This is a genomic window from Synechococcus sp. CS-1333 (assembly GCF_025128015.1).
Taxonomy (GTDB): domain Bacteria; phylum Cyanobacteriota; class Cyanobacteriia; order PCC-6307; family Cyanobiaceae; genus MW101C3.
On the sequence record NZ_JAHLYO010000014.1, the window covers coordinates 253,621 to 279,003 of the forward strand.

The 25,383-nt window shown below is 51.8% G+C and carries 15 protein-coding genes; 5 read left to right on the forward strand and 10 right to left on the reverse strand.

What is annotated here, in order from left to right; all coding sequences use genetic code 11:
* Position 1: 1 nt before the first annotated feature.
* From KQ303_RS05780 to KQ303_RS14745, 7 genes are all read right to left on the reverse strand, one after another.
* On the reverse strand, positions 2-223 hold the full coding sequence (locus tag KQ303_RS05780; RefSeq protein ID WP_259729519.1) for a hypothetical protein: 222 nt from the start codon (positions 221-223) through the stop codon (positions 2-4).
* A 145-nt stretch (positions 224-368) separates the two neighbouring features.
* Complete coding sequence (locus tag KQ303_RS05785) at positions 369-1,700, reverse strand: hemolysin family protein (protein WP_259729520.1); 1,332 nt, start codon at positions 1,698-1,700, stop codon at positions 369-371.
* 538 nt (positions 1,701-2,238) lie between these two features.
* Positions 2,239-2,634 (reverse strand): hypothetical protein, encoded by a 396-nt coding sequence (locus KQ303_RS05790; RefSeq protein ID WP_259729521.1) that lies wholly within the window; start codon positions 2,632-2,634, stop codon positions 2,239-2,241.
* A 76-nt stretch (positions 2,635-2,710) separates the two neighbouring features.
* A complete protein-coding gene (locus KQ303_RS05795) occupies positions 2,711-3,418 on the reverse strand; it encodes a cupin domain-containing protein (protein WP_259729522.1) in 708 nt (235 codons plus the stop codon).
* A gap of 90 nt (positions 3,419-3,508) precedes the next feature.
* Positions 3,509-3,760, reverse strand: coding sequence for a Thivi_2564 family membrane protein (locus tag KQ303_RS05800; protein WP_259729523.1), 252 nt, complete (start codon positions 3,758-3,760; stop codon positions 3,509-3,511).
* A gap of 70 nt (positions 3,761-3,830) precedes the next feature.
* Positions 3,831-4,043, reverse strand: a complete 213-nt coding sequence (locus tag KQ303_RS05805; protein ID WP_259729524.1) for a hypothetical protein — start codon at positions 4,041-4,043, stop codon at positions 3,831-3,833.
* Between the two features lie 634 nt (positions 4,044-4,677).
* Positions 4,678-4,923, reverse strand: a complete 246-nt coding sequence (locus KQ303_RS14745; RefSeq protein ID WP_399233008.1) for a M28 family peptidase — start codon at positions 4,921-4,923, stop codon at positions 4,678-4,680.
* A 160-nt stretch (positions 4,924-5,083) separates the two neighbouring features.
* Here KQ303_RS14745 and KQ303_RS05815 point away from each other — a divergent pair, with 160 nt between their 5' ends.
* Both KQ303_RS05815 and KQ303_RS05820 read left to right on the forward strand, forming a co-directional pair.
* Positions 5,084-5,392 carry a hypothetical protein gene (locus tag KQ303_RS05815; RefSeq protein WP_259729526.1) on the forward strand — a complete coding sequence of 103 codons (309 nt, stop codon included), beginning with the start codon at positions 5,084-5,086 and terminating at the stop codon, positions 5,390-5,392.
* Positions 5,379-6,371, forward strand: a complete 993-nt coding sequence (locus KQ303_RS05820) for a metallophosphoesterase family protein (protein ID WP_259729527.1) — start codon at positions 5,379-5,381, stop codon at positions 6,369-6,371. The genes KQ303_RS05815 and KQ303_RS05820 overlap by 14 nt, the downstream gene beginning before the upstream one ends.
* A gap of 2,061 nt (positions 6,372-8,432) precedes the next feature.
* Here the strand turns inward: KQ303_RS05820 and KQ303_RS05825 are convergent.
* Together KQ303_RS05825 and KQ303_RS05830 are read right to left on the reverse strand one after the other, a co-directional pair.
* Entirely contained in the window at positions 8,433-10,436 is a 2,004-nt protein-coding gene (locus KQ303_RS05825) for an SDR family NAD(P)-dependent oxidoreductase (protein ID WP_259729528.1), read from the reverse strand.
* A gap of 548 nt (positions 10,437-10,984) precedes the next feature.
* Positions 10,985-16,792, reverse strand: coding sequence for a type I polyketide synthase (locus tag KQ303_RS05830; protein WP_259729529.1), 5,808 nt, complete (start codon positions 16,790-16,792; stop codon positions 10,985-10,987).
* 2,092 nt (positions 16,793-18,884) lie between these two features.
* On the opposite strand from KQ303_RS05830, the gene KQ303_RS05835 reads away from it, so the two are divergent.
* Together KQ303_RS05835 and KQ303_RS05840 are read left to right on the forward strand one after the other, a co-directional pair.
* Entirely contained in the window at positions 18,885-20,252 is a 1,368-nt protein-coding gene (locus KQ303_RS05835) for a sulfotransferase (RefSeq protein WP_259729530.1), read from the forward strand.
* Positions 20,253-20,404: 152 nt separating this feature from the next.
* On the forward strand, positions 20,405-21,706 hold the full coding sequence (locus KQ303_RS05840) for a hypothetical protein (RefSeq protein WP_259729531.1): 1,302 nt from the start codon (positions 20,405-20,407) through the stop codon (positions 21,704-21,706).
* Between the two features lie 136 nt (positions 21,707-21,842).
* Here KQ303_RS05840 and KQ303_RS05845 read toward each other — a convergent pair whose 3' ends face one another.
* On the reverse strand, positions 21,843-22,112 hold the full coding sequence (locus KQ303_RS05845) for a hypothetical protein (RefSeq protein ID WP_259729532.1): 270 nt from the start codon (positions 22,110-22,112) through the stop codon (positions 21,843-21,845).
* 813 nt (positions 22,113-22,925) lie between these two features.
* Between KQ303_RS05845 and KQ303_RS05850 the strand changes: the two genes are divergently transcribed.
* On the forward strand, positions 22,926-23,747 hold the full coding sequence (locus KQ303_RS05850) for a hypothetical protein (RefSeq protein WP_259729533.1): 822 nt from the start codon (positions 22,926-22,928) through the stop codon (positions 23,745-23,747).
* The last annotated feature ends 1,636 nt before the right edge of the window (positions 23,748-25,383 follow it).

The following is a 25,383-nucleotide window of genomic DNA, read 5'->3' on the forward strand; positions in this document are numbered from 1 at the left end:
ATCACTCTCCCCTTGAGCGCTCCTTGACAGGTTCCAATTCCAGATCGCTGGAGACGCTGGGTTCAAGCCTGGCGGTGATCACCACCAGCGCCATAAGGAAGAGCAATAAAATACCGGCGGCTAACCAACTGCCCAGCGTCTGCCGTTGCTGGAGCTGAGCCACACGGTGACCACAATCCGCACAGATCAACAAGCTCTTCGCGTGGTTCGCTTTGGTGATCATGCGGCAACCGCAGCGTTCACAGGCCACGTAAACAGTTCAATCGCTGACTCAGTGTGGCAGCCCAATGGCAGCCATCGCAGCAGCAACCGTCACCACACAGCCCATGGTACGCCGCAGCACTAGAGGCGCGACAGAGGCCACACGCTTAGCCGTCAAGATCACCGGATGGATCACGGCCGGCAGGGGGAATCAATGGTGGCATCACGAGCACCTTGTCCACGCGGTTGCCGTCCATATCGACCACTTCAAAGCGGTAGCCCTGCCAGAGGAAGTGATCCGAGGATCTGGGAATCCTCTCCAGAACATGAATCACAAATCCCGCGAGGGTGTGATAAGTGGGCTGCTCATCGGAGCTGAGCAATTCAGTGCCGATGCGGTCATCAAACGCGTTGATGTCCAGGCTGCCGTCCACCAGCCAGGAGCCGTCCTCTCGCGTCACAAAGGAAGGATCCTCGTTGTCGTCGAGATCGGGCAGATCGCCCACGATGCCTTCCATCAGATCGTTGAGGGTCACCAGCCCCTCCACACCACCGTATTCATCGGTAACCAGTGCGATATGGATGCCCGCACGCTTGAACTGCTCCAACACGTTCAGAGCACGGCTCGATTCGGCGATGTAGAGCGGTGGCTGGCACAAGGCCTCGAGATCCAGCGGCTCACGCCCGAGCTGGGCGTTGAGCAAACTACGCACACGCACAATGCCGGCGCAGTCGTCAAGGCTGCCACGGCCCACCGGAAAGCGGGAGTGGTTCGAATCCTGTACGTCGGCGAGAATCTCCTCCTCCGTTGCTTCCAGATCAAGCCACTGGATGTCAGTGCGTGGGGTCATCATCGTCTTGATGGTGCGATCACCCAACCGCAACACCCGCTGCACCATGTCGTGCTCGGTGGGCTCGAACACACCGGAATCTGCCCCCTGGCGAATCAATGCCTTGATCTCCTCCTCGGTGATGTCGGGCTCGGTGCTGGCGGACACATGCAGAGCCTTGAGCAGGCCATCGGTGGAGGCACCAAGCAGATGCACAGCGGGCGCGCTCAACCGCGAAAGGGTGCGCATGGCCGGCGCGATGGTGCAGGCGATCCTCTCCGGATGGGTGAGGGCGATGCGCTTGGGCAGCAGCTCGCCGATCACCAGAGAGAGGTAGGTGACCAAAGCCACCACCAGCGTGACGCTCAGCCCTTCGCTGTAGGGCCGCAGAGCCGGAAGCTGATCAATGAAGGGTTTGAGCTTCTGCGCCACCGTGGCGCCAGCCACAGCACCACTGAGCACGCCGATCAGGGTGATGCCGATCTGCACCGTGGAAAGAAAATCGTTCGGCGTTTCCGCCAGGCGCAGGGCGATACGCGCCGGCCTGCTCCCCTTATCGGCCAGTTGCTGCAGCCGCACCTTGCGCGCCGAAACAATCGCGATCTCAGAGCCAGAAAAGATCCCGTTGGCCACGATCAGCAACAGGATGAACAGAATCTCCAGCGCCAAGCAGGGGGGAAAAGCTCACGATGGATCGATTCTACAGATAGGTGCATGGGCTTTGCCCGGATGGCCATGGCTTCCTGGCGCATCCAGGATGACCAGAATCACGCATCATCAACGCGATCAGAGAAACTGAAGGTTGCAGCAGAAGAGCAGGTTCGATCATTCCACAGGGATGCCGCACCTGAACAACCCAGCTGATCTGCGCAGCTTCTACCACCAATCGGATGCATGTCTCGTACTGGAACCCGACATCCAGGCGAACTCGATGACAGCCACCCGATGATGGTCAACAGTGCCCATGATCAACAGTGCCGAGGACCGAGTAAAGCGAGAGACAGCAACAGCACGTTGCCATCACCAGACCGTCGGCAACACCTTGGAAGCAACAGCAGACCGACAGTTAGAGCACACTCTCGGTAGCAAGTATCCCCTGGCAAACATCCCACAGCCCATGGTTTACATCAAAGTGCTCCCATCAGGGTATTGCTCATAGCAAAGTGCTCGCCTCAGGCCTTCGGCAGCCACACCCTTACCCAGTCCCTCAAGGCGCCTTCGCCATTCCTTCCAATGCTGTGGTGATGGTGCCCACGAACTCGTCGTCCAGTTCGGTGGCCGTGAGTTCATCGGCCACCAGATCCTGGATCAGGGGGTAGAAGCGCACATCAAACCATTTGCGGAACACCGGGTAGGTGCGCTCAGCTGGCCAGGCCCCGATGTCGCGGTGCCAGTAATCCAGCTCCGCTTCAAAGATCGCCTCGTACACCTCCGCGAGGATTTCCTCAGCCTCCTCCTGTGTGTCGTAATCGGGGATCAGGTACAGGCAGGGCTCCCGGGCTCCTGCCGCATCCACCTCCAGCTCCAGCCTCCGGGCCCAATCCAGCAATTGCTCACTGGGGTAGACCCCCACCGCGCAGCGGTTCACCACAGCCATGGCCACCTGGCGGAATTGCCTCAGGCTAGGCACAGCGCGCTAGGCGGGCACGGTCACGGGTGTACTCCAGCCAACCTGTGGCTCATGCCACAGGTGTGGTGGGGGCTGAGCTCAGCGCACCATCCGGTCCGCAGGTAACCGGCAGATGGCCGGTCTTCACCCAGATCGTGCAGCCGGTCTCACTCCAGGGCCTGTGCACACTGCCTGGGGGGTGGCGCAACCAGCTACCGGCCGGGTATGTGCCGTGCTCGTCCTGAAACACTCCCTCCAGCACGAAGATCTCCTCCCCACCGGGATGACCGTGCAGCTGGAACACCGTGCCGGGTGCCCAACGCACCAGGGCCACATGTTCGGAGCCGAACGCATGCAGTGGCAGCACCTCAAGCCCTTCCACAAGGCCAGGCAGCCAACAGGTGCTGCGGGTGTCGATGCAGACGCGCTGCTGATCGGCCGGATGCATCTGCTGCAGCTTCACCAGGATCGTGCAACCCGCCACGCTGAAAGGGGCATGGCTGGAGCCCACCGGATTGCGCAGGTAGCTGCCGGCGGCGTAATCGCCCAGCTCATCTGAAAAGGTGCCATCAAGCACCAGGAACTCCTCGCCGCCGCCATGGCGATGGGGGGGAAAGTGGCTGCCCGGTGCGTAACGCACCAAGGAGGTGGCCCGCGCCACTTCCTCACCCTGCCGGTCGAGCAGGCGCCGCTCCACCCCCGGCATCGGCGAGTGAATCCAGGGGAGGGCGTGGGTGTCGAGCACCACGGGCCGGCTCAGATCAGCATGGAGATCCATGGCCTGATTCTGCTGGATCCCGGCAGACGCCTGGGTGCCAACCCCCTCACCGGAACCCCCGTGCGCCACCAAGCCCACCCCGGCCAGCGCCTAACTCCCCACGCGGATGCCGCGCAGGTTATCCGTGAGGCCCAGCAGGTTGAGCAGCCAGATGACGACAGCAATGACAACAACAATGTTGAGAATGTTCTTGATCTTGCTATCCATCGGAATGTAGTTGTTAACAAGCCACAACAACACCCCCACAACGATGAGTGTAACGAGAAGCGAAATCAGCGTCATTGGATAGCTTTCCAGAGTACGAGCGTCATGAACAGAGCCGATAGAGAGCTTGCATTGCAAGAACCAGAGGCGGCTCTCCTTGCAGCTCCATCACCATGCCCAGTCCATCTCTAGCCATACCTTTGCCCGTTCAGTCAACGAAGCCAATGAAGAAGCGAGAAGCCAGGGGCTCAACCCCAAGAGGATGCTGCAGATAGGAGGCAAACAGGAGGCTGATGTGCAGCAGGCCAAAAAAAGGCGAGCAAGCCACGCTCGCAAAGACGTAAGCAAGGCACAGCACCTTTCCTTGATTCATGAGCTGAAGCCAGGCCTCATCAGGGTGACCCGAGGCTGCATGCTCCACCCACTGGCTTCACACTCCCCATCCCTCACAAGGGAAAGAAGAATCCGATCACACCTTGAATCCAACTCGCCGCTCGGATCTGATCACTGCATCAGTCTCACAACAGCAGCAGTCTGATAACGGCAGAGGCTGATCAACCAAGTGGATGCATTCGCAGCTGGATCCAAGAACAACACAGAAGCACTAACGGCATGGCCGCCGATCACTCACTGTTCAGAACCTCCCACAGCCGGGGTCTTTCATCGCTGCCCACCTCAGTCGCCGATCATGCTGACGTGACGGCTCCTTGTCGGCTCCAGCGCTCGCTGCACCTTGAAGTGTCCGCCAGATCGTTGGGGCCTGTGAAGCCTCCCGCAGCGCCTCACGGCACCACATAAAGCGCCCCTCAGCGCCGGTACAACCCAGCGCCTGGCGCCCTGATGCCAGCACCCGGGCGAACCCCGGCACCGGAAGCAGCCCCACCCAGCCCACCTCAGAGTGGCGGTGGTGTAGGCGATCATCTCCAGTCTCACCATCAGCGGCAGTTGCTGGCCGCTGGCCTTGAGTTCACGATCCAAGGCGCTGCTGCCGAGAATCCCCCATTCCTCCTGATCGAAGGTCACGACCCACACGGGTCGCTGGGCGGCACAGCGGCTCAGTGCCTGGCCAGCTCGATCAGGGCCGCCAGCCCAGGGGCGTGGTCGTCGGCACCGATCGAGTGCAGGGTCCCGTCGTAGTGGGACGCCACAAGCAGCGGGTCGAGCTCCGGGCGCTGTCCGGGGAACTTGCCTACCGTAATCGGCTCGCCAACGTCAGTTTCGACGACGAGGTGACGGTGGTGGCGCCCTCCATACCCGTGGGCGACCCCCAGACATTGTTCGCTGCGATCAACACGATCCACAGCGGTGGCTGATCGGCGCTGAGGTGGTGGATCTGCTCAACGAACTCACGCCCACCGGCGCCGGCAATCAGCAGCTCCCCGACCTGCGCGTCGGGGAGGAGCTCAACCTAAGCCTGCAGCTCAAGCTGCCCGGCTGGTTCCCAACCAGGAGATCCTCAGCATGCGGCTGGCCTGGGAGGCGCCCGGCAGCGGCGAACGCCAGAGCCTGGTCGAGCACCTGCACCTGCCGGTAGTGGGAAGCGAGGAACTCGATCGAGGCGATCTCGGCACCGCAACCCTCAGTCTGAGTAATCTGCGCGACAGCCTGTTGAAGATGCCCGCCTCATACAAAATCAACAAGGAACTGGAGATGGTTCACGAAAAGCTGTCACTGATGTTGAACGATCCCAAGCTGAGCCGCAAGCGCCTAAGCCGAGAGTGGCTGTGCTCCAACACCAACGTCGATGAGGGGGACGATGAGCAGTCCTGATGTGGTGGCGATCGGAGATGTGCATGGCTGCGCCTCCCTGCTCGAGCAGGAACTCACCCCACACCTTGACTCCGGCGTGGAGCTGATCTTCTTGGGGGATCTGATCGATCGAGCGCCCGAACCGGAAGGCGATCGGAAGGTTCTGGAGCGGGTCTGGCAGCTGCAGGACAACACGGCGGCCTACGGCCTGTCGGGTGTGACCCTGCTGCGGGGCAACCATGAGCAGATGCTGCTCGAGTCATTAGGGGAATCGAAAGCAGGGACGGCTTACGATCGATGGCGTTACAACGGCGGCGAACCCGCGCTCCTGCCTCTGGCGGGCGAACACCGGGAGTGGTTTGAGCAGTTGCCGGTCACGGCGATTCGCGGCGGCTGTCTGTTTGTGCATGCCGGTGTGCGGCCAGGGGTGCCGCTGGAGCGCCAGGCCTTCGAAGATCTGATCTGGATCCGCAAGCCCTTTCTCTCCAAGCCCCATGGGCTTCCATACACCGTGGTGCACGGCCACACATTCCGCCACGATTTCCAGATCACCCACCTGCCGCACCGCATCGGGATTGATACGGGGGCCTATCTGAGTGGCAGATTGACGGCGCTAAGGATTGAGACCGCCACTAACCCGTGCAGCCCCATGGATCAATCCGGTCAAAGGGGAAGCACAGGCATCAATAAAGACGTGGATCAGATTTGCACTGAAACCATTGATCTCACACCAGAGAGAGGACACCAAACAGCTGCCGCCAAGTCAACAGCGCGTCCAACAACCAACAGCTGGTCGGTAAGGGAAGCCGGCCGCAGTTCAGTTCTCGTTGCCGCCGCCTTCTTCGGCGTTGCCCTCCGCGGAGGAGCTGTTGCCAGCCTGGGGTGTGGGCTCCATCTTCACCCCAAGGTCGCGGCAGGTTTGCAGGGGATCAACGCCGGGTGCCAACCCCAGTGCCTTGCGCAGCGCGTCGAGTTGTCCGACGGATTGCAGGTCGATTGAGCTGGCGACCTGCTCGCAGGCCAGCTTCTGGAGAGCCTGACCATCTGGACGACCGCAGCCTGCAAGCAAGGCGAGAGGAACACAGACACTGACGGGGAGGAGCCTGGTCATGGACAGCTGTAGGGCGTTGCAAAGGTAGTACCACCAGTGGCCTGATGGCCGGATGGAAGACTGACATCAGCCAACGACCTCATCCCGTACTGGAGTGGGTGCCTTCGAGTGGACAGTGCCGGCCCCTCATATCGTTAACTCCGGACAGGAGGAAGTGGGGTCGTCCATTCCCAATCGTAGGAACCACGTCAACAGGCTTGCAGCGGCGGTTGCCATGAAAGGCCAGACGGACGCGGCTCTGGTCATCCAGCAAGCCCAGAAGATTCACAGTCGGCCAGCCAGCCTCTGGCCGTAGTGAAAGTCAATCTCTCAGAGGTGCTGCGGGAGATTGGAACACAGCAGTATTCGGGCGTTGATCTGTCCTCTGACCTTGGGCGCTCTCGACAGCGCGAAAGGAGGCGCTGCAGCCATAGTCAAACCGTTTGCGTTGCTCTCCTCTGGGATTGAAGTGCCAGCCATCAAGGCTCAGCCTCCGGTACACCAGTCGCCGGATCCAGAGCACATGGCTCCGGGGCAGCAGCGGCTCACGGATCAGCGCCTGAAGTTCTGCTGCTCGAAGTGTGCCTGCGAGACAGGGTGCCACTGGGTTTTGCGGCTATGGGATGCGAACAGACAGACGCGACATAGAAAGACGCTTGATCAATTTCAGGGGTTAGCTTCGCGGCCTAGCGTCGGATGGTCCGCCGGGCCTCCCTGGCTGCCGGCAGAGCCTTGCCTCTGAAGAAAACCAAGTGAGCTCATCGATCAGGCAAAACCTCTCGGCAGCAGCTGCACCTGCCGCAAGCGGAAGCCCTACGGGGGTAGAACCTATTGCGATTCAGCCAACCTGAACAGTCAGTTTTCCTCCTGAGCTCGCGGTCTGGCAGGTGTAGCCGTGTGAACTCAGCGAGCTCATCGCGGATACGCAGAACGTGGTGTTTAAAGCCCAGGTGGCCGCAAGCGGTGCGGCCCTGCCGTATCCGGCGGTGCAGGCTGCTGGGGTGAGGCCAAGGCGCTGAGTAGTGGTGTTGCAGGAAAGGAATCCACAGGTGCAGGCAGAGATCCACGGCCTTTGGTATCAACTGTGCGCTGAACCTGGCAGACGGTTCTGGTGGGTTTCGTCATCGATGGACCGTCTGGTGGATTTGGCGACACGCGTTGAGTCCGGACATCAAGACAGAGGGAAGCACATACCCAGCGAATACCTCATTGGTTGATGCGCTGTTGCCAAAGAGTACAAAGAAAAAGCAAGAGGTCAGATCACTTAAGATGGTTAGAGATATTCGCAGAGTCTAAGCACTGCCGGCTAGTCAGAAACCAAAAGAAACAGTGGCCACTGGCCGACTAACAACTAGGGAGTCGCAGAAACCAAACAAGGCCTGACAAGCCCACAGGCGAGCCTAGTGGTTACACTCATCGATGGCATCAAACAGCAAGTTGGATAACCGACTGATGTCAGCAGCGTCAGTGATTTGGAAAAGATTGTTGACATGAATAACAATAGAAAAGAATCGGAAATTGTTCCATAGGACCAGTGTGGCTTCGAGAACTAAACAATCGACACCGACCAGAGTTGACAAGAGATGATCGGAGATGATCAGTGGGCAATGGAGACTTACAGGCAGCTGAAGATCAGTGCTTAAAGAAAAAGGAGACTGCTCGGCCATAGAGCTTCGTCGACTGAATAGATAGTAAACAGAAAGACCGGAGGTGATGCGAAGCTCTAGAAACAAAAGGACTTCTGAGTGATGGGTACGAAAAGAAGGTACAGAAAGGCTTAAGCAACGACTCGGAAAGATCGAAAGACCACGGGGAGAGTAACATTCGAAGTTGAGTGCTATAGGTGCTGAAAACTAAAGACTACAACGAAAGAGCGAGAACTGTTACTCAGGCAGCTTATGAGTCTCAGGATAAAGAGAGAAGGAGAATCACGATATGGCGAAAGAAAGAGGAAGAGAATAGACAAAAAGCTTAATCAATCATACTTGGAGAATGGGTCATTTCTGCATAGGAAAGACAGAGAAGAGGACTACCATCCTCCGAAGTAATAAGTCCTTCATAATAAGCTTTACTAGTAATGGCATTGACCTCCACAATGCGTCCACTAGCTAAATAGTCCTTGCCGTGAACTGGAGCAGCATAGACATCGACAACAAGGCGATTAGGCAGAGCACTAGTTTGGTAGAGATCGCGAAGGATGATGAGACCCATCTGAAGAAGACCATCAAGCAGAGATGGATCAAGAAAACCTTCAGCAGGGGAATCTACGCCTAGTAGCCCACGGGTACCATGAGACTTCAAAGTGGAGACGATCACTTCAGTATCTTGGAAAATCAAGGAGGTACCACTAATGACAGTCATCACACCATCATGGAACAGATACCGTTCATAGGCATCACTCTGACTCACACTAAGAGGAGGTTGGTTATCATTGCTGGACCTAGATAGAGATGACAATAGGTTGCTACTGATGTCTGGTTGTGATACCTCTTCTACTTGAGTTCGGTACGAATAGCGCTTCGAACGATGATCCCTTAAGCTGCAGGTGAAAGGTTGATTATCTGCGGCGTTGGCTTCAAAGAGAAGCTGGCGAGGAGTAAATTCACTGAAGACGATTCCTGAGAGAACATCAGTGGTGATACGCAAGGCAGAACGACCTAAAGAGAGAGCACTCGACCCAAGGTGACGCTGATAAGCTTCAAGGGCAAATGTACAGGAAGACGCAGCTGGCAGAACAGGTTGCCCGAACTTTCGATGCGAGGAGATATAAGGAAGACTGTGAGGGTCAAGATAGAACTTATAAGTCTCCTTGAGCTGTCCTTGTTCTGTAGATGACGTGGTCGAAACAGAATGCTGTCCTAAGAATGGGTAAGACTTAGAAAGGCTCTGTATGTCAAAGTTGGAATGGGTAAACTTAGTAGAGTCATACAGGCCTGATGTGACCTCTAGGGGAAGCTCAGATTGATGGGTTAAGATTGATACAACACTATGTGCGCCAACGTCAAGAGGAATGGGAATGATGCCACGTTCGGCAAAAGCATCATTAACTTCTTGAGTCGCCATGCCCGATGAAGCCCATGGTCCCCAATTGAATGAAGTAACCGTGAGCCCAGGGTGAAGAAGAGCAGAGAGCCAGCCACCTGCGTTTAGAAGTTCATTGGCAGCAGAATAGTCAGCTTGACCATAGTTGCCGGCCTTGCCAGCAATCGATGCATAGTTCACTACGTTAGCAACTGGATGCTCTTCTAACACTTGAAAAGCAAGCTTCAGCGAATTCATCTTTGTTGACAGGACACGGCTAAAACTATCAGGCTTCTTCTTGCTGACCAATGAGTCCTCAATAATACCAGCTACATTAATAACAGTATCTACCCGTAAGCCCTGGGCGTTAAGTTCAGCAATAACTGACGCATGCGCATTAGAGTCAAGTAGATCCACTTTAATATAAATGACTGATGCATAGAGATCGGACAATCTATCGAGGGTTGCAATAGCTTCAACAGAAGAAGAAATCCTCCTCACTTCCTTTTCAATGGAGGCTGGGGTAAAGGTCTCACCTGAGTCTCTATGCATCTTTATCAGTTCAGACCTGATCTGAGATACGGAACTACCGGGAGAATACCATTGGGGAAGGGTAATATCAGACCTACCAGTTACTACAAGGGAAGCATTCCCTGATCCAAGTTGCTCTAAGACAGGAACTGCAATACCACGAGCACCTCCAATTGCCAAGATGCAAGAAGGATAAGATACGGGCAGTAAAGCACCTTCCGAAGTAGTGCTGGAAGGTTGGCAAGGAATCATCGTATGGACATGGAGGCCTTCTTCGTTGATTGAGTATTCCTTCTCAGGTTCATCAAGTGACAGGATGAAGTCGAGGTAAGAGTTTGTGGTATCAGAAAGAAGGACTGAATTAGAAATATCAACTACGGTGGTTTTAACGGATGGAAATTCGGACACAATTGACTTAAGCATTCCGGACAGAGCCGAAACATAGGTTAGGAAGAACGTTGGGGAGCTAGATGGAGTGTTGCTCGCAGATCGCCTGCCAAAATCACCTTGGCCATGATGTAGCAATACAAGGCGATAGACATTGCCAGGAAAGCTGAAGGAAGATAGAAGATTCCGGATATTATCAAATACTGTCCACAAAGAAGACACAGCATTGGATGGCTCAAAGTCAGCAAGACTAGTCAGCTTCTGCCCAAAGTCATCAAGGTGCAATATGATAGTCAGATCAGTAGAAGAGTCCGCATTCGTGGCACTTTCGGGAATCTTCTGATCGCCTCCAATGGAAACAGGAAGAGCCTGATCTGGAGATGTAACTGAATAATTGAATGCTGAAACGTGTCTTGAGTTGGCGAATAGATTTGAATAGAAGTCACGCTTTGAGTCAGGGACTAAGACAATGAACTGTCGGTCAGCCCTCTCAAGACATTGTCCAGACCTAGAGCAAGCTAGTCGGAAGGAAGTGCTTTCAAAATGGGAAAGACGAGGCTGTGAGGGTTCGTCCTTCCCGCCAACTACTTTCCCGGCTGGGTAGCCTCTGCTTCGACAACAGTGTTAATGCTTCCGTCCAGGATTGCTGCAATGTGGCCAGCCACCTCCCTGAGTGTTCTCAGATCTCTGGTCCCGGTTTGAATGCTCTGAAGAGCCTCAGGAGATACGTTTGGCAAGGTAGCCAACAGACCTCCCATCACCTCAATTCTCTTGATGGAGTCGATGCCAAGATCAGACTCTAGATCCTGATCAGGATCAAGCAACTCAACTGGGTAGCCGCTCTTCTCTGATAGCAAGGAGGTTAGTTGAAGCAAAATGGAGGATGCATCGGTGGCGCTTGGTACCTGCTTGGGCTCAGTGGTGGTCGCGCCATGGCCATTAGAAGGAGGTACCGGTGGGGTATCGACATGCAAACCATTGAGTGGGGGTTGTACAGCCTTGGTGGGTGTAGCTGCGAGAGCGTGGCCAATATCTCCGTTGCCACTAGGAGGTGAAACGGTGGCAGGCTCCTGAACTGGCTGCTGAAGAATCGTGCCAGAAGGTGGTTGAGAGATGCTTTGCACAGGGGGTGCAAATGCTGATGTGATGGTTTCGGAAGGAGCTGCCAATCCAACCACTTGCTGCTGTGTATAAATCGTCTCTGTACTATCCAACGAAGCTACACCATGGGAAGAATTAGAAAGGAATGCGGAAAAGACTTGGGTCTGAGAATTGATCATCATACGCAGTGTTTCGTGATAAGTCCGAAACGCTTCTAAGCGAAGATTGCTGATCTGGCTCGACTGATTGGGTTGGTTCATTGGGGTGAGCTGCGGTTGAGAAGGAGACGGTTGAATAGATGTTAGCAGGACTGGCTCTGCTAAATCTGCATGCAATATGGCTTCATCGCTGCGACTGACGTTCCCTGACAGAGCTTGATGAACCTTGTGCTGGATATTCTGCTGTATCTTATGTTGGGATTTCCAAACATGGGCACCATTAATAAAATAGCTAAATCCTGGCTTAGTGGCAGCACTTCCAGAAGCTTGGCTTGTCAGTGGTGCTACAGGAACCTGTAGCATTTCGCTTAGTTTGAGCCAATTAAGGGTTACCCCGTGGCTTGCTATCCGCATAATGGAGGCCAGAAAGTCCTCCGTTCCACGAGGTCCATCAAGGGAGACGGCGATAGAATCTGAAGAGCCGAGAGATGATCGTACAAGCTTCGACAGGACCTTCTTAGGCCCAACTTCAATGAAGAAGGTTGATCCAAGGGCTTCAGCCTGCCTAACAGACTCTATGAAGTCGACTCCTGAAACCATATGGGAGGCGAGCAAGTGGCTGATAGTCTGCTCAGAAACAGGACCAGATTGTGGTGAAGTGCTCAGAATTGCCTGACTGGAATTCGAATTCCCTGCTGAAAAGTTGAATGAGTTGAGAGCAGTCTTAAAGAATTCATTACAATCCTGCATAAACATTGAATGGAACGGATACAATGTATGCATTCTCTGTGTAGATATGCCATCCCGTAGGCACGCCTGTTCGATGATGTCCAAGTCAGCCAACTGACCTGACAAAACAACTTGCGTTGGTGAATTGATATTTGCGAGTGTCAATGATGACTTGGCTGCCTGAAGAAGTAAATCGCTAGCCTGTTGAGGAGAGCAGAAGAGTATCAACATGCCATATCCGGAATCAGCAAATCCGTTAATGGCATTCCCGCGACTTTGCAGAAGGGTTACTAAATCGCTCGAACTCAGCCATCCTGTCGCGTGCAGACTGACAAAGTCACCAAGGCTATGGCCAAGGCCAAGGGACCAAGGTACCTCGAGGAATGAAAGAATCTCTAGATAAGCAACCTCGGTGATCGCAAGCAAGGACTGCTTGATATCAGCAGTAAGACCCGTTCCGGGCTCAGAGTTACCGAAAAGGTACTTCGCGAGTACGTCGTGTCTTGAACGGGACTCTGGAAATAAGGTCAGCAGTAGCTCGTGGGTACGGAGAGACGTTGCAGACATGCATGTTGCCCCCATTCCGGGGTAATCAGATCCCTGCCCAGGGAAGAGTAGCGCAGTCTGCTCAGCAGTCTTATAGTCAATCTGCAACCCTGCTGATGAAGATTGAAGTACAAGCCAGTCGCGCATCGTGCTGGTGTAGTCAAGCCGTCCTTCAAGGACGGATAGAGCATCTTCAAGCTTGTCACCAATATCAGAACGAGACTGATCAACAAGAAGAATGAGGAAGTCTCCAGTCGCATCACGTGGGTGAGCAGATACGTCCTGGCTTTTAATTGTGTCAGCAACCAAATGATTGACGGATGTGGTGTAGCCATTAACAGCGCATTCGTGTTCAATCAGACGTGCGTGCTTCAAGGCCATTACGATACACTCCGAAAGGCTTCCACGCTCAGGGGTGAAGTACAGCAGTCTAAAACTGGTGGCGAGTCTGGGTATTAGGTCCGTGCAAGGTGTGTCCGCCACACGCTTAGGAATAAACTCTTGCAGAACAACATGGAAGTTAGTACCACCAAATCCGAATGCGCTGACACCAGCAGTCCGAGGGCCAAGGCTATCTGACTGCAGCCAGGGAAAAGTGCCGGCTGGAAGGTAGACAGTATTAGAAGAACTGACTTCATCAATAGGCTCTTCCTTTCTACTGTGCAATGGTATAGACTGATGCTTCAGGGCTAGCGTAGCCTTGAGAAGTCCAGCCAAACCAGCCGTACTCTTAGTATGACCAATCAGTGTTTTCACTGATCCAACCGCACAGTGGGTGGTTGGATTGTTCTGGGTTTCCAGGAATGTGGTCAAAGCCCGGATCTCAGATCGATCACCAACAGGTGTGCCAGTTCCATGAGCCTCATAATACCCAAGCATGGATGGATTCACACCAGCATCTGTATAGGCTCGAGCGAACGCCTGAACCTGGCCCTGATGTGACGGTGCCGTCATGGTTCGGCCTCGACCATCACTCGAGCTGCCAATTCCTTTGATCACTGCCAGGATTGAATCACCAGAGGCTTCAGCATCTTCAAGCCGCTTGAGGACAAGGATGCCTGCACCTTCGCCAAGGACAATTCCGTCGGCACTTTTGGTAAACGACTTGGCTTCACCAGTAGGAGAAAGCGCTTGGGTTTCTGAAAAACAGAAAAACGCAAAAGGTGACTGTAGTGTATCGATAGCACCAACTACAGCCATATTGGCGTCACCCTGTCTAAGCTTATGAACAGCAAGGTCCAAAGCAGCAAGTGAGGATGCGCAGGCTGCATCAATGGTGCAGTTGGTCCCACCGAGATTGAATCTGTTGGCAACTCTTCCAGCGGATACATTAGGAAGAATTCCAGCAAAACTATCACTCGTCCAGGTTGGTAACATATCCTCGACATTGCGCTGACGGCTCAAGATAGGAGCCAACTCAGCTTGCATGACATAAGCTTGACCAAGTTCTCCTAAACCGCCGCTGAAGCCAAGAACAACGCATGTAGATTCGCGATCATAAAGACAGTCCTCTGGATAGCCTGCATTCTGAAGTGCCTCTTTGACACATACAAGGGCTAAGAGCTGGGCTGGGTCAATTGAAGAGAGAGACTGTGGAGGAAGTCCAAACTCAATGGGATTAAACTGGACAGCATCAAGAAAAGCACCCCACTTGGAATGGATTTTATTAGTCTCCTTCGGATCAGCTGAATAGAAGTCAGTGATAGACCAGCGGTCCTCAGGGATCTCTTTGATCTGGTTCCTGGCTTGTAGAACTAAGTTCCAGAATTGTTCAGGGTCATTGGCATCTGGTAGCTTGCAAGACATCCCAATGATTGCAATGTCGTGCTGTCCTCTGTATTCACTGACAACACCAGCTGGCTGCGCCCTCTCAGAGATATCTTGCTGAGCTCGTCTGGCAGGGGTCTCCAAACCATTACGAATAGATTCATGTAGCTGATGAATCGTTGTCTGATCATTGATCAGGCAAACGGCTTCACCCAACATGTACATTCCCAGTTGAAGTTGATCATTTTCGGTAACGGCAACCAACCCCCCCTCTCCTCGTTGAAGCCCCTTGGACGCCAATCTCAGACGCCCGAGAATGAGTTGATCTAACCTGCTGGATATTTCGCGAACAGGTACCTGAGCTTTGACGAGCTCATCTCGCAAAGAATTAAACTCGCGGGAAAATGCTGTGTCAGCACATCTACTTTGATGACCGGGAGACGTCTCAAGAAAAACAGTGTTGGAGCATTGGAGTGAAACCTCTTGGTATGTACGGGTAATGGCCCTATCTTCAACAATTTCTCGCGTAGCAAGATAAGCCGAACCAACGAGTAAGCCACATGTCGCACCTGTCTTGACTAGATCCTGAACCATGTAGGCAGCGAAAGCAGCCGAAGCCTCATCATGGATACCTCCAGCTAGAACCAGACATACATCTCGACTCACAGCTTTGCTTTGGCCTAGAACAACTCTGATTGACCTCTCCCACAGATTCAGAGAACTGAGTGGACCGATATGTCCTCCGCATTCGCGACCTTCAAGGATGAAGTCTCTCCAGCCTTCCTTGATAAATAGGTCAAGCAGTTCTGGAGTTGGTGCATGAATAAACACCCTTAGGTGCTGGGAAGCAATTTCCTTAGCCTGAGCAGGAGTTCCACCGGCAAGAATACAGAAGCTTGCCTTTGAACGCTTTAGAACTGAGATCTGTGACTTTAAATGAGTTGAGTCAATGAACCCAAGCAACCCAACACCCCAAGGAAGGTACGGTATCAGGTCAGCCGTCTGTATAAGGATCTTCTCAAGTGCTTCTGCAGTGAGCATCGCCGCAGCGATGGTAGGCAGGGCACCTCCTCGCGCAACGCTTGCCGCAAACTCAGCCGTGTCACTAACCCGTGACATTGGGCCTTGAATGATTGGATACTTAACACCAAACTGGGTTGCGATTGTGTTGGGGTGGCTTGTAGCCGAAGTAGAATTAACCTTGATAGAGCGGTATGCTGAAATCAATCTACCGAGAGTTCGATACTGTTGCGAGAAATCCTTGGCAAGATCAATACCCTCACCGACAGGAAAGATCCAGTCGGAACTCCATGTGGCTAGTTCATTAAGCTGAGGGGCTTCAATTGTGCTGCCGAAGAGGTAGCCAGGAGAATCTTTACCTGGAAGACAAATGCACCTCACATCCAAGGATGGATCTGTCCCTGAACGTAGGACGATGGATTGCCTTCCGTTGACTCGGTTGAGAATCTTTCTGCTGCGAAGTGGAAGATACGAATCCTGAAGAAGCAGAGTTTGCTCATCTAGCAATATAGAGAATATCCCCTGACTATTCAGGGCGGAAAAGGAAAGAAGGCCAATGGGGCCTGATACGATGATCCTGCAATTACCAAGTGAACTGATAGCTTTCTGGAATAGAATATACTGCGAATCGCTCCCGCATAGACCACCGGATTCATAGCCTTCAATCAGCACAAGCCTATCTTCAGCCTCACCCCAAGGTGACGTCGAAAACTGCTCGACTTCCAAGATGGAACTCAGTCTTGGGATGGGATGCAAGCTTTTTAGCGCTTCAAGCTGGTCATGAGTGACTTTGCTAAAAGGAATGATGACACGCGGCGATTGAGCGGCGATCAACTGTTGGCTTGTTACTAGCGAGAGTATGGACTGTGCAACGGCAACGTCTCTGCAAGAGACGAATGAAATGCGGGATATCAGCAGTGAAAGTCCTTGATTCCAAAGCTCTTCTATATGATCTTCAATTCCAAAGGTTTCCAAACAGAGTGTTGCACCAGCAGCCAATACACGCTCCGATGCTCTAACCCAGTCTCCGAAGGGGCGAACCGTCACCAAAACCTGATTGGTGGTATTCATTACCTTGAGCACACCTGATCACATATTAACCCATAAGTCAAATTGTGCGACGTTTTTCGATCGGGTAAGCCACCATGCGGAGTTGCACACATAGGCCCGCCTAGTCAAGGGTGGAGGCCCCGCTGTGCTTAGCCAGTGAAGTTGACATAATGTATCACAGGGCACTAAGGCAATAGTGATGACATGATAGAGAGTATGAATGAAAGGCAAAGTGTAATCGAAAGACAAGAGTGTGCGCCACAGTTATGCAAACAAAGCAGGTTGGGCGCGAGTTCTTGATGCAGTCGTTCGATCACAACCTAAAACGTGCCGAGAAGTAGGGGTAATCCTGCGATGATCATGACGCAATAATGTTAATCAGCAAAAGACCAGGAATGAAGTGGGATCCGTATCGGCACAGTATATCTATAGCTGACGGTTCATACGGGAGCAATTCTCTCAGCCCACAGAAGTAAGGCCACTAAAAGGATGTAATGGTGTATGATACATGCTGTACTCTGTCAACCATTTTGAATATGAGTTGAGCTGGATTCAGTTTCCCTAGGGACGGGATAGAGACTTTTGAATCGTAGGGCGGGGGGATAGACATTGCTTGGAGCTCACTCTAGACATGGCGAGGCTGAATAGTCGCTTCAATTCAACCAACAGTGTCAAACTGCAGAAGAACCGTTGCTTGTCCTCGCGGACACACCAACAGATCGCGGATAAGCTCTCGCCAATGTGATCTAGACAGATGTTGTCATAGCAAACAAGTATGCCTGACCGGCTTATGCTGGGTAATTCAGACTGCTGGCAGTGATCTCTATTGTATGGAATAAAGGGAAACCATCGGAGGCGATGATCGAAGCAATGCCTATATCTTACAGATCGATCATCCGCACATCCAGAGAGAACTCCACATCAGAGCCTCTGATAAGCATCCTGATAGTGGTGGCCTGTAGCGCCTGCGTGTATGGCGACAAGGTGAAGAGTACCCTAAGGTGGATGGCAAAGGCTACTAATTGCGCGTGTCCGGTGACTTACGCGTCAAAACATGAGACGCGTCTGAAACTCACCGGATCGCACCTACTTGGCAAGGCGGCGTTGGCCAGATAGTCCATCATCCGGAAATTACAACTGTAGACATGCTCTAGCTCATTAGTAACGCTATTGGCTATGGAACCGCAGCGTTGCGTTGCAACCAGGTGTCGGCGAGATCAACTCGTGGATCAACTCTTGAATGGCGTCTCACTCTGGTGGGTGACGCTGAGTCGCGTATCTTCGTGAATTCTGACTTCCGAAGTTCGTTGTCTTCACGGCGACTTTGGTCATTTCTGTGAGCGTTCGAACTCAGTCTGGACCTGGCCGTAGCCGTCGGGCAGAGGAGAAGCAGTGATGGTCGTAAAATTGATTGCAAAGTAGGGAGTGCCATCCTTGGGCTCTCTCTGTTTCGGCCCCAAGCACAGATCACTGTCGCCCACGAACAGCTGTTTGTTCCACTAACTCATATGGATGGGATATACAGAAGGGCACGTCAGCGCTCAGCTCAATAGCCTGAAGTCTACCTATCGCTAACGTCAGAATCATAGAACCCCTCTACAAGAAGGGTGGACCTTCAGCAAAGACCCTGAAATCGAAGCTGAGGGGTGGAAATTGCTCAGTTCCATCAACGAGAAGTGCTACAAGCGTTGAAGAGCCAACAAGACCCAGGATTGAACGGAGATTGTTAGACAGCACGCCCATGCTCAGCCCACTAGCAGGACACCTTGTCTGGCGGATGTAAAACATCGCTGGCTGCCTAATGGACAGGAGGTCCCATACAGGAGTAAGAGTAGAATGAAGCAGGAGAATCAACATTGAGTAAGGTCAGTATGGCGATCGTTGGGAAAGAGGGTTAACGTGAAAACTGACAATTCAAAGAGTCGGATCAGTGTTGAAGTGGTTGTGAGTTAATAGGAAAAGCGTGCTCTATGAGCAAACCGTCAATCATCCTCTGTTCAATTCTTGAATACTGGCACGCTTGGCGTGGAAGATTGTATTGGGTTTGACTGAAGGCTTGTGTTCAGCCATCATTCTCCCAATGGGTAGACTGGCAGTAGATTGCCTGGAGCAGATGAACCGCCTGGACAGAAAGCCTGTGGCGCGTTCCGTGGATTCCATGTTAAGCTCAAGCAGAGTTTTCCCGACAATGCTACAAGAAGTTATAAAGGTCATTGGCGATTATTCAGAGAACAACGACATCTTCTATGATGATCCTCTCTCTGCAGATACCCAGCTTATAGCCGATCTTGGGCTAACTTCAGTCGACTTTGTATCGATCTTTCAGAAGTGTCAGTCACTTAGTCAGGACAGGCTATCATTCATTGAATTAGTCATGCCCGTCGAAGGGCAATATGTTTCAGACTTGAGCATCGGGGAACTTAGCGAGTATATAATCAAGCAGTCTGCTTCGATTGGCCCAAAAAGTACCACAGGCTCCGCTAGTAGTCAGGGTCAGCAACCGAAGGATGTTGAAGACAGCAAATACAAACGCTCCCCATTCAGCTCCATACAATTTGACGAGTTCAAGTCCTTGATACAGACGCCAACATTTTCAACGGACAATACCATCGACACGAGCTATAAACTTGTGTTTATTCTATCTTCTCCACGATCAGGGTCGACTCTGCTGCAAAGGATGCTAGATCAGCATCCAGAAATCGAATCTCCAGAAGAATTACATCTGCTCCATTATGATACATACGCACAGCGCCAGGCAGCCCTAAGCCATGCAGAGACTAAGCATTTGCTGGGTGGAACTGTCCGTCTTCGTGCAAAGGTCAATGGAATCAGCTTGGAAGGTTCAGCTCGTCTTGAAGGCGAACTAGTAGAGAGTGAAACGCCTGTTATCAGCTTCTTCAAGGAAATAGAAGACAGTTTTTCAAAAGAGTACCTTGTAGACAAGACCCCTTCTTATGCATACAGCAGACATACCTTAGAGCGTATTACAGCACAGTTTCCAGATGCGAAGTTCATCTATCTTGTTCGCCACCCATCAGCAGTGGTAAAGTCACTTGTTGACTCACAGCTCCAGGAAATCATTCCATTTGCACGCCGCTACACCGGCGATACATCAGCGATTCCAGAGATGATTTGGGCTTTGTGTCATGAAAATATTCAATCAATCTTGAAGGACATTGACAATAGTCGCATTCATTACCTCAACTATGAAGACCTTGTCACGAGTCCTGATAAGTCTATGGATGCATTACTCTCATTTTTAGACCTACCATTCTACGCCAGCTGTGCTAATCCCTATAGCGCAGAACAGAGTATGCAGATTGAAACGAATGAATTCGCTGGTGACCTCAAGTTTTTCCTGGAAAACAGAATCGTAGATAATCGTGCGGATATCTGGAAGTCGTTTCCAGCTCTACATTCATTGTCAGAGATTAGTGTAGGTCTCATGCGTAATATCCCAGGCTATGAGGTGCAACAGTGACAGTAGCCTTACACACTCGAATCAATCCAGTTCCTGTATGCGCCAATGGCTTTGGGGATCAATACAATGCCTATGCGTATTCGGCGGCGGTCTTCAAGGGTTCAATGTATATTGGCACAGGACGTGCCAATCTTGTCTTTCTTCGTTTTGGGATGCCAAATGTCCACATAGATATGTGGCCGGTTCCAATTGAATACAAGAATTACGAGCAGGCATTTGAAGACGATGTTTCTGCAGCAGAGATTTGGCGCTTTAGCCCGAATTCATCGACCCCGAAACGTGTCCATCAAGCTGATTGGTATCAACTTGAAAATGGAATCGCATTCAGACGCCACTACGGGTATCGTAGTATGTGCACCTATAGAGATGGATCTAGAGATATAGCTCTGTATGTCGCATCCACATCCCGGTCGAGAGGGGATGGTCCTGATCTCATGGTGAGCTATGACGGAGAGAGCTTTTCAAGACTGCCAAAACCTAGCATCATATCAGAGTTTTCTTCAAACGAGATCACGCTCACATCGATTAGGTCACTGCTTCAGTATGAAGAGCTCTTGGTCACAACCATTACAGGGGCATCCAACGGTAATGTGAACGGGGCTGGGATCACTACGATCTTCGCTACAGATGATCCAACTTGTGGACAATGGCATTCAATCAACGGCAAGGGTCTAGGTACCTTTCCAGAAGTTGTCGTGGTATACGAACTCTGCATCCATCAGGGATTACTCTACGCTGGAACAGGAGGAATCAATGGGTTTCAACTATGGAGGGGCAAGCGTTCAGGTAAATATGAATTCGTTTGGGAGTTAGTGGTTAAGGATGGTGGTGGAAGAGGAGCGTTGAATCAGGGGATAATCTCATTATGCAGTCATCGCGACTACTTATACATTGGAACAGGAATTCAAAATGGTGGGCATGATCGAACCAACAATGTCGGGCCAGCTGCAGCAGAAGTATTGCGACTTGCTCCCAACGATGAGCTAGAACTAGTTTGTGCCAACCCACGTGATGGCTTGTTGCCACTCAGTGGAAGAGGGCCAGGCTTCGGCAACTATTTTAACGCCTACATCTGGAAGATCGTGAGCATAGATGGTCGACTACTGCTGGGTACCATGGATTGGTCGGTATTTGGCTTATGGGCAATAAGGGAAGAACGCAAGACAAGATTTGGTAGACTTCTTGATTGGGAATCTATGCAGGTGTTTCTTTCTTCATACGGAGGGGCAGAGCTCTGGTCTTCTGAAGATGGAGTGGACTGGAACTGCATAACTCACAATGGATTCAACAATGTGTACAATTTTGGAATCAGGAACATAGTAAAATGGAATGGACAAACATATGTATGCACCGCAAATCCTTTTGGCCCGAAGGTTCTAACAAGAACATCAGATACAGATCCAGGTCAATACGAGCATAATCCAAAGGGTGGCTGTCAGATCATTGCACTATAGGCGTGTAGAGTTACTAGAAATGAGCTGAATATCTGGGAAAGAGTCATTGGTCATGTAGAGTCACGTCAATCAGCAAGTGGCCTACAATACTGAAGCAGAAGAAGACGTAGTCGCCTGGAATGAATGACGCCAAAAGCTACTTCGACTGAGCATTCGGTGTGCTAGCAAAACCGCCGAGTTTCTTCGCTGCAATAGGTCCATTTGGAAGCAGCTTCTCAAAATTTGAAAACAGCTTCATGGCCGCCGACGTAAGAGACAACTGCCTCTCCGCTTCTTTAATGGAGATTTCATTTAGATGGTCAATATCTTCATCAGATATCTGATGGAACTTATTGGGCAAAAGGTTGAGTTGCCGAACCATTTCAATATGGAATGATTGGTCCTCAGCCCCTTCGTGCGTCTCCATGCAGAGTAGTCAAACTTCAACTGTGATCCTACTGCACTTTTCAGCTCACACGGCAAACTGACCGAATGCACTGCAACAAGTGGCTGCATTCACTCGAGGCAATCAGACAGTGAGGCTTAGTTTGACAATTCAGCCGAATAGAAATGGGGTTACTGTGCAGAGGGAGCTAGTTGCATGGTTCATTGGGAAGGTCTGAGTTGGAGACTACCAATAGATGCCCCCCCCCCCCCACAAGGTGGTTCATGCGGTCAGATAACTGGCAATGTACGTGCTCGGGTTCAGAAGAATATGCAACTACTTGTAGTATGATTTGAAGATTGGCAGTAACGCCAACCTTTTAGTTGGGCTTAGCAGCATGACCGGTGAGAGTCTGCGTGGCACCTCCACCTCCGCACTTCGGAAGTCTGAGGTCTGAACTGGACTTGAGCGATAGCAGAGTGAGCGCTTCTTGAGCATTCATTGGCATCGACGCATCGGCCGTCATAGTACTCGGATGTGTGTAGACTGAGACGGATTGAAGCTAGGATCACGATTCGGGCGCAGCCCAGTTCAGCCATCGGAATGATCACGTAGACACCTTGGATTCTGCCCATGAAGCCGCCTAGGCAGGGGTAGGGTAGCTTGGTTATCATCTGTGACTTGATCTGGCCCAAATGACATCCCTACAGGCGAAGTAACTGCATGAGATTAAGACCTTGGAAATGCTTGGTCCGCATTAAAGAACTACTCTTGGCTAGCCCTAGTTCGAGTTCAGATATAAAACGCCTTTCTGACGTGTCAGTTCGGTCACATAGCGACATATGCTATGCTCCGATGCTAAGCACAGTTCATGATGCAAGGGTAACGCTTGATGCGTATCAACTTGTATCAAGCCCTGCCAAGGGCACTGTTATCTTTCTGCATGGGGGAGGCCTTAGAAAAGGATCGAAGCGTCATATTGGGGGAAAGGATCTATTCTTCAATAGCTTGGGTTTTAACTTCCTTTCCTGTAACTACCCCTTAGTTGCACAATGTACGGACTCTGTCATTGATGAGCAGTTGCTTGCTCTGAAATCGTTGGACCAATGGGTGAAGACTGAGCTACAGCTCCTATGTCCGGTCAATGAGAATGCGCCTATTATCTACTTTGGGCATTCAGCTGGCTCCTATTTGATTGCACTAGGCCTATCCAAGGGGCTTTTTCTCAATCAACACTCATCCTTTATCCTTATAGACTCAGCAGCTTATGACTTGTCAAAGCGCTATAGTGCTGCGAGGCCAAATGTAAAGCAGGAGATTGAACGCTTGGTTGGCTATCGAACGAACGACAGAAATGACCTTGACAATCTGATCAGAACCTATTCACCCGTGGATAACATAGCGAGTGTGCCGGTTGACTTGACAAGAATCAATGGTGGATGGGCGTATTTGGCCACGACGATGAAGCGTTTTAGCCGTGAGAGTTCACTGATTCTGGCCTCCCTTATTAGGCAAAGGCTGAAGATGGAAGCTACGGTAAAGTCATACCCATTTGGACACACAGATATATCACGTGAAATTGCAGATCCCAAGAGCCGGATTGGGAGAGATCTCACCATTCTATTGAGCAAAGCACTTGATGCTGATGCAGCATCAGCGATTGATGAGGTTCACTGACAATGTGTCATTGTGATGGGAAGGATTCCACCTCTCTTCACGCATGAGCTACGTTAGGTATTCCCTCTAGAAGAGTTGCAGCAACAACACATCTCAAAATTCCTGGGGGTGGTGATGGGCTAACGTCCAGGGACTTTCACGCCGCTCCATCCCGACCACTTTGTCCACCAGGGGCTTGATGGAGCAGAGCTTCAGTCGCTACAGCGAGGACGTCTCGCAGCAGGCTTGTGCGTAGCAACAGGCTTCGGTGAGGAGGCTGATGAGCTAGCACATCTCCAGTACGTGGCCAAGATCAACGGAGAACTGGGCATTCACGTGGGCAGCTTCGTCAAAGCGGAGGAAGGCCTGACACCTGCAAGGAGAGGTGGCCATGGCATCCAAATAGGTGCTTGAAGGCTGCGCAAGCACTGACAAGCTCAAGGTGGTGCTGGAAACCGCTGGGGTGCACCCGCAAAGCTTGTGGGTAAACGTACTCCACTGGGCTCCGCGCCTAGGAACCAGTAGGAAATCCAGCGGCTCAAGACAGGGCGTAGCAGGATCTCAGGTGGAAGCAGAAGGCATTGGCTGAAGGGGCAGCGCTGCTCAGCACCTCACTCAAGAATCAGGACTTGTGATGATCTTGATCACCGAAGAGGGCGCTAACGCCATCTGACCCATCGCTTCCTCGAAGAAGAGCGACAGCCAATTCAGTCTCGTTGCTGGCGAACTACAGTGTTCCACGCCAGTGGTCACACTCAACGGGTTGCTTCCTTGCTATCGGGAGTGGTGTGGATCGCGCGCTGCCGTAGGACATACACACCAAACCAGGTACCTTTACGATGGCCGTTTGAATGGAAGCAGTGCAGGCGTGGCATGGACGCTGGCAACAGGAAAGAGGCAGCCAGTAGTTACGTGTATCAGTGTGTAGCTAACCGGGAGGAGATAGGAGCAAAAGATAAAGCATGACACAAGTGATCACAACGATCTATGAGCTCACTATTCTCCACTAGTTGCTCCCAATACTCTGGAACAAGGCTACCTGGGTTAGAACAGTGTGAGATACTAGCAGAAGGATCGCCCCCCAAGGTGATATCCAACCACCACGACGACCTTCCCCGAATTGGCGAACTATAGTCAAGAGAACTAACTGGAAGCAGGCTCGAAAGAGTTCGACTCATTGACAACCTCCATTTAGCATGATCTTTATAGAACCTAGAAGATGATGGTCCTGCAAGTGTGGGCACAAGCGATGAGTAGTCAGATCGCATGAAATGCAACAAACGCTCGAAAGAATAACGACCAACGGATTCAGGGTGATTCAGGACACTGACAATGGTTTCCTTGCTAAGTTGAGCCTTGCATTCGAGTAGCTTCTCATTGATGCAACACCACATCACAAGTGGATCCATAGCAATGTCAGGATCTGACTGTCTAGCGATTGACCACCAAACTAGAAGTGAGTCTAAACCATGAATAGTACTCAGGATGGAAGAAGCATAGAAGAATGGATCCCTGAAGATATAGATAAACTGTGAACTCGGGAAACTATCCTGAAGCTTTAACACTTCATCAGGGTACAAAGACAAACTGAATGAAGGATCGAAAATGCGACTTGTGGTCTTAGCAAGAAAACGTCCGTAGGTGTCGGAGAATGTTT

Bases quoted from the DNA above. Each gene is read 5' to 3' on its own strand.
- KQ303_RS05780 (WP_259729519.1), bottom strand. From the start codon at position 223: ATGATCACCAAAGCGAACCACGCGAAGAGCTTGTTGATCTGTGCGGAT.
- KQ303_RS05795 (WP_259729522.1), bottom strand. From the start codon at position 3,418: ATGGATCTCCATGCTGATCTGAGCCGGCCCGTGGTGCTCGACACCCAC.
- KQ303_RS05815 (WP_259729526.1), top strand. From the start codon at position 5,084: ATGCGGCTGGCCTGGGAGGCGCCCGGCAGCGGCGAACGCCAGAGCCTG.
- KQ303_RS05820 (WP_259729527.1), top strand. From the start codon at position 5,379: ATGAGCAGTCCTGATGTGGTGGCGATCGGAGATGTGCATGGCTGCGCC.
- KQ303_RS05825 (WP_259729528.1), bottom strand. From the start codon at position 10,436: ATGCTTAAGTCAATTGTGTCCGAATTTCCATCCGTTAAAACCACCGTA.
- KQ303_RS05830 (WP_259729529.1), bottom strand. From the start codon at position 16,792: ATGAATACCACCAATCAGGTTTTGGTGACGGTTCGCCCCTTCGGAGAC.
- KQ303_RS05835 (WP_259729530.1), top strand. From the start codon at position 18,885: ATGAACCGCCTGGACAGAAAGCCTGTGGCGCGTTCCGTGGATTCCATG.
- KQ303_RS05840 (WP_259729531.1), top strand. From the start codon at position 20,405: ATGCCAAATGTCCACATAGATATGTGGCCGGTTCCAATTGAATACAAG.
- KQ303_RS05845 (WP_259729532.1), bottom strand. From the start codon at position 22,112: ATGGAGACGCACGAAGGGGCTGAGGACCAATCATTCCATATTGAAATG.
- KQ303_RS05850 (WP_259729533.1), top strand. From the start codon at position 22,926: ATGCTAAGCACAGTTCATGATGCAAGGGTAACGCTTGATGCGTATCAA.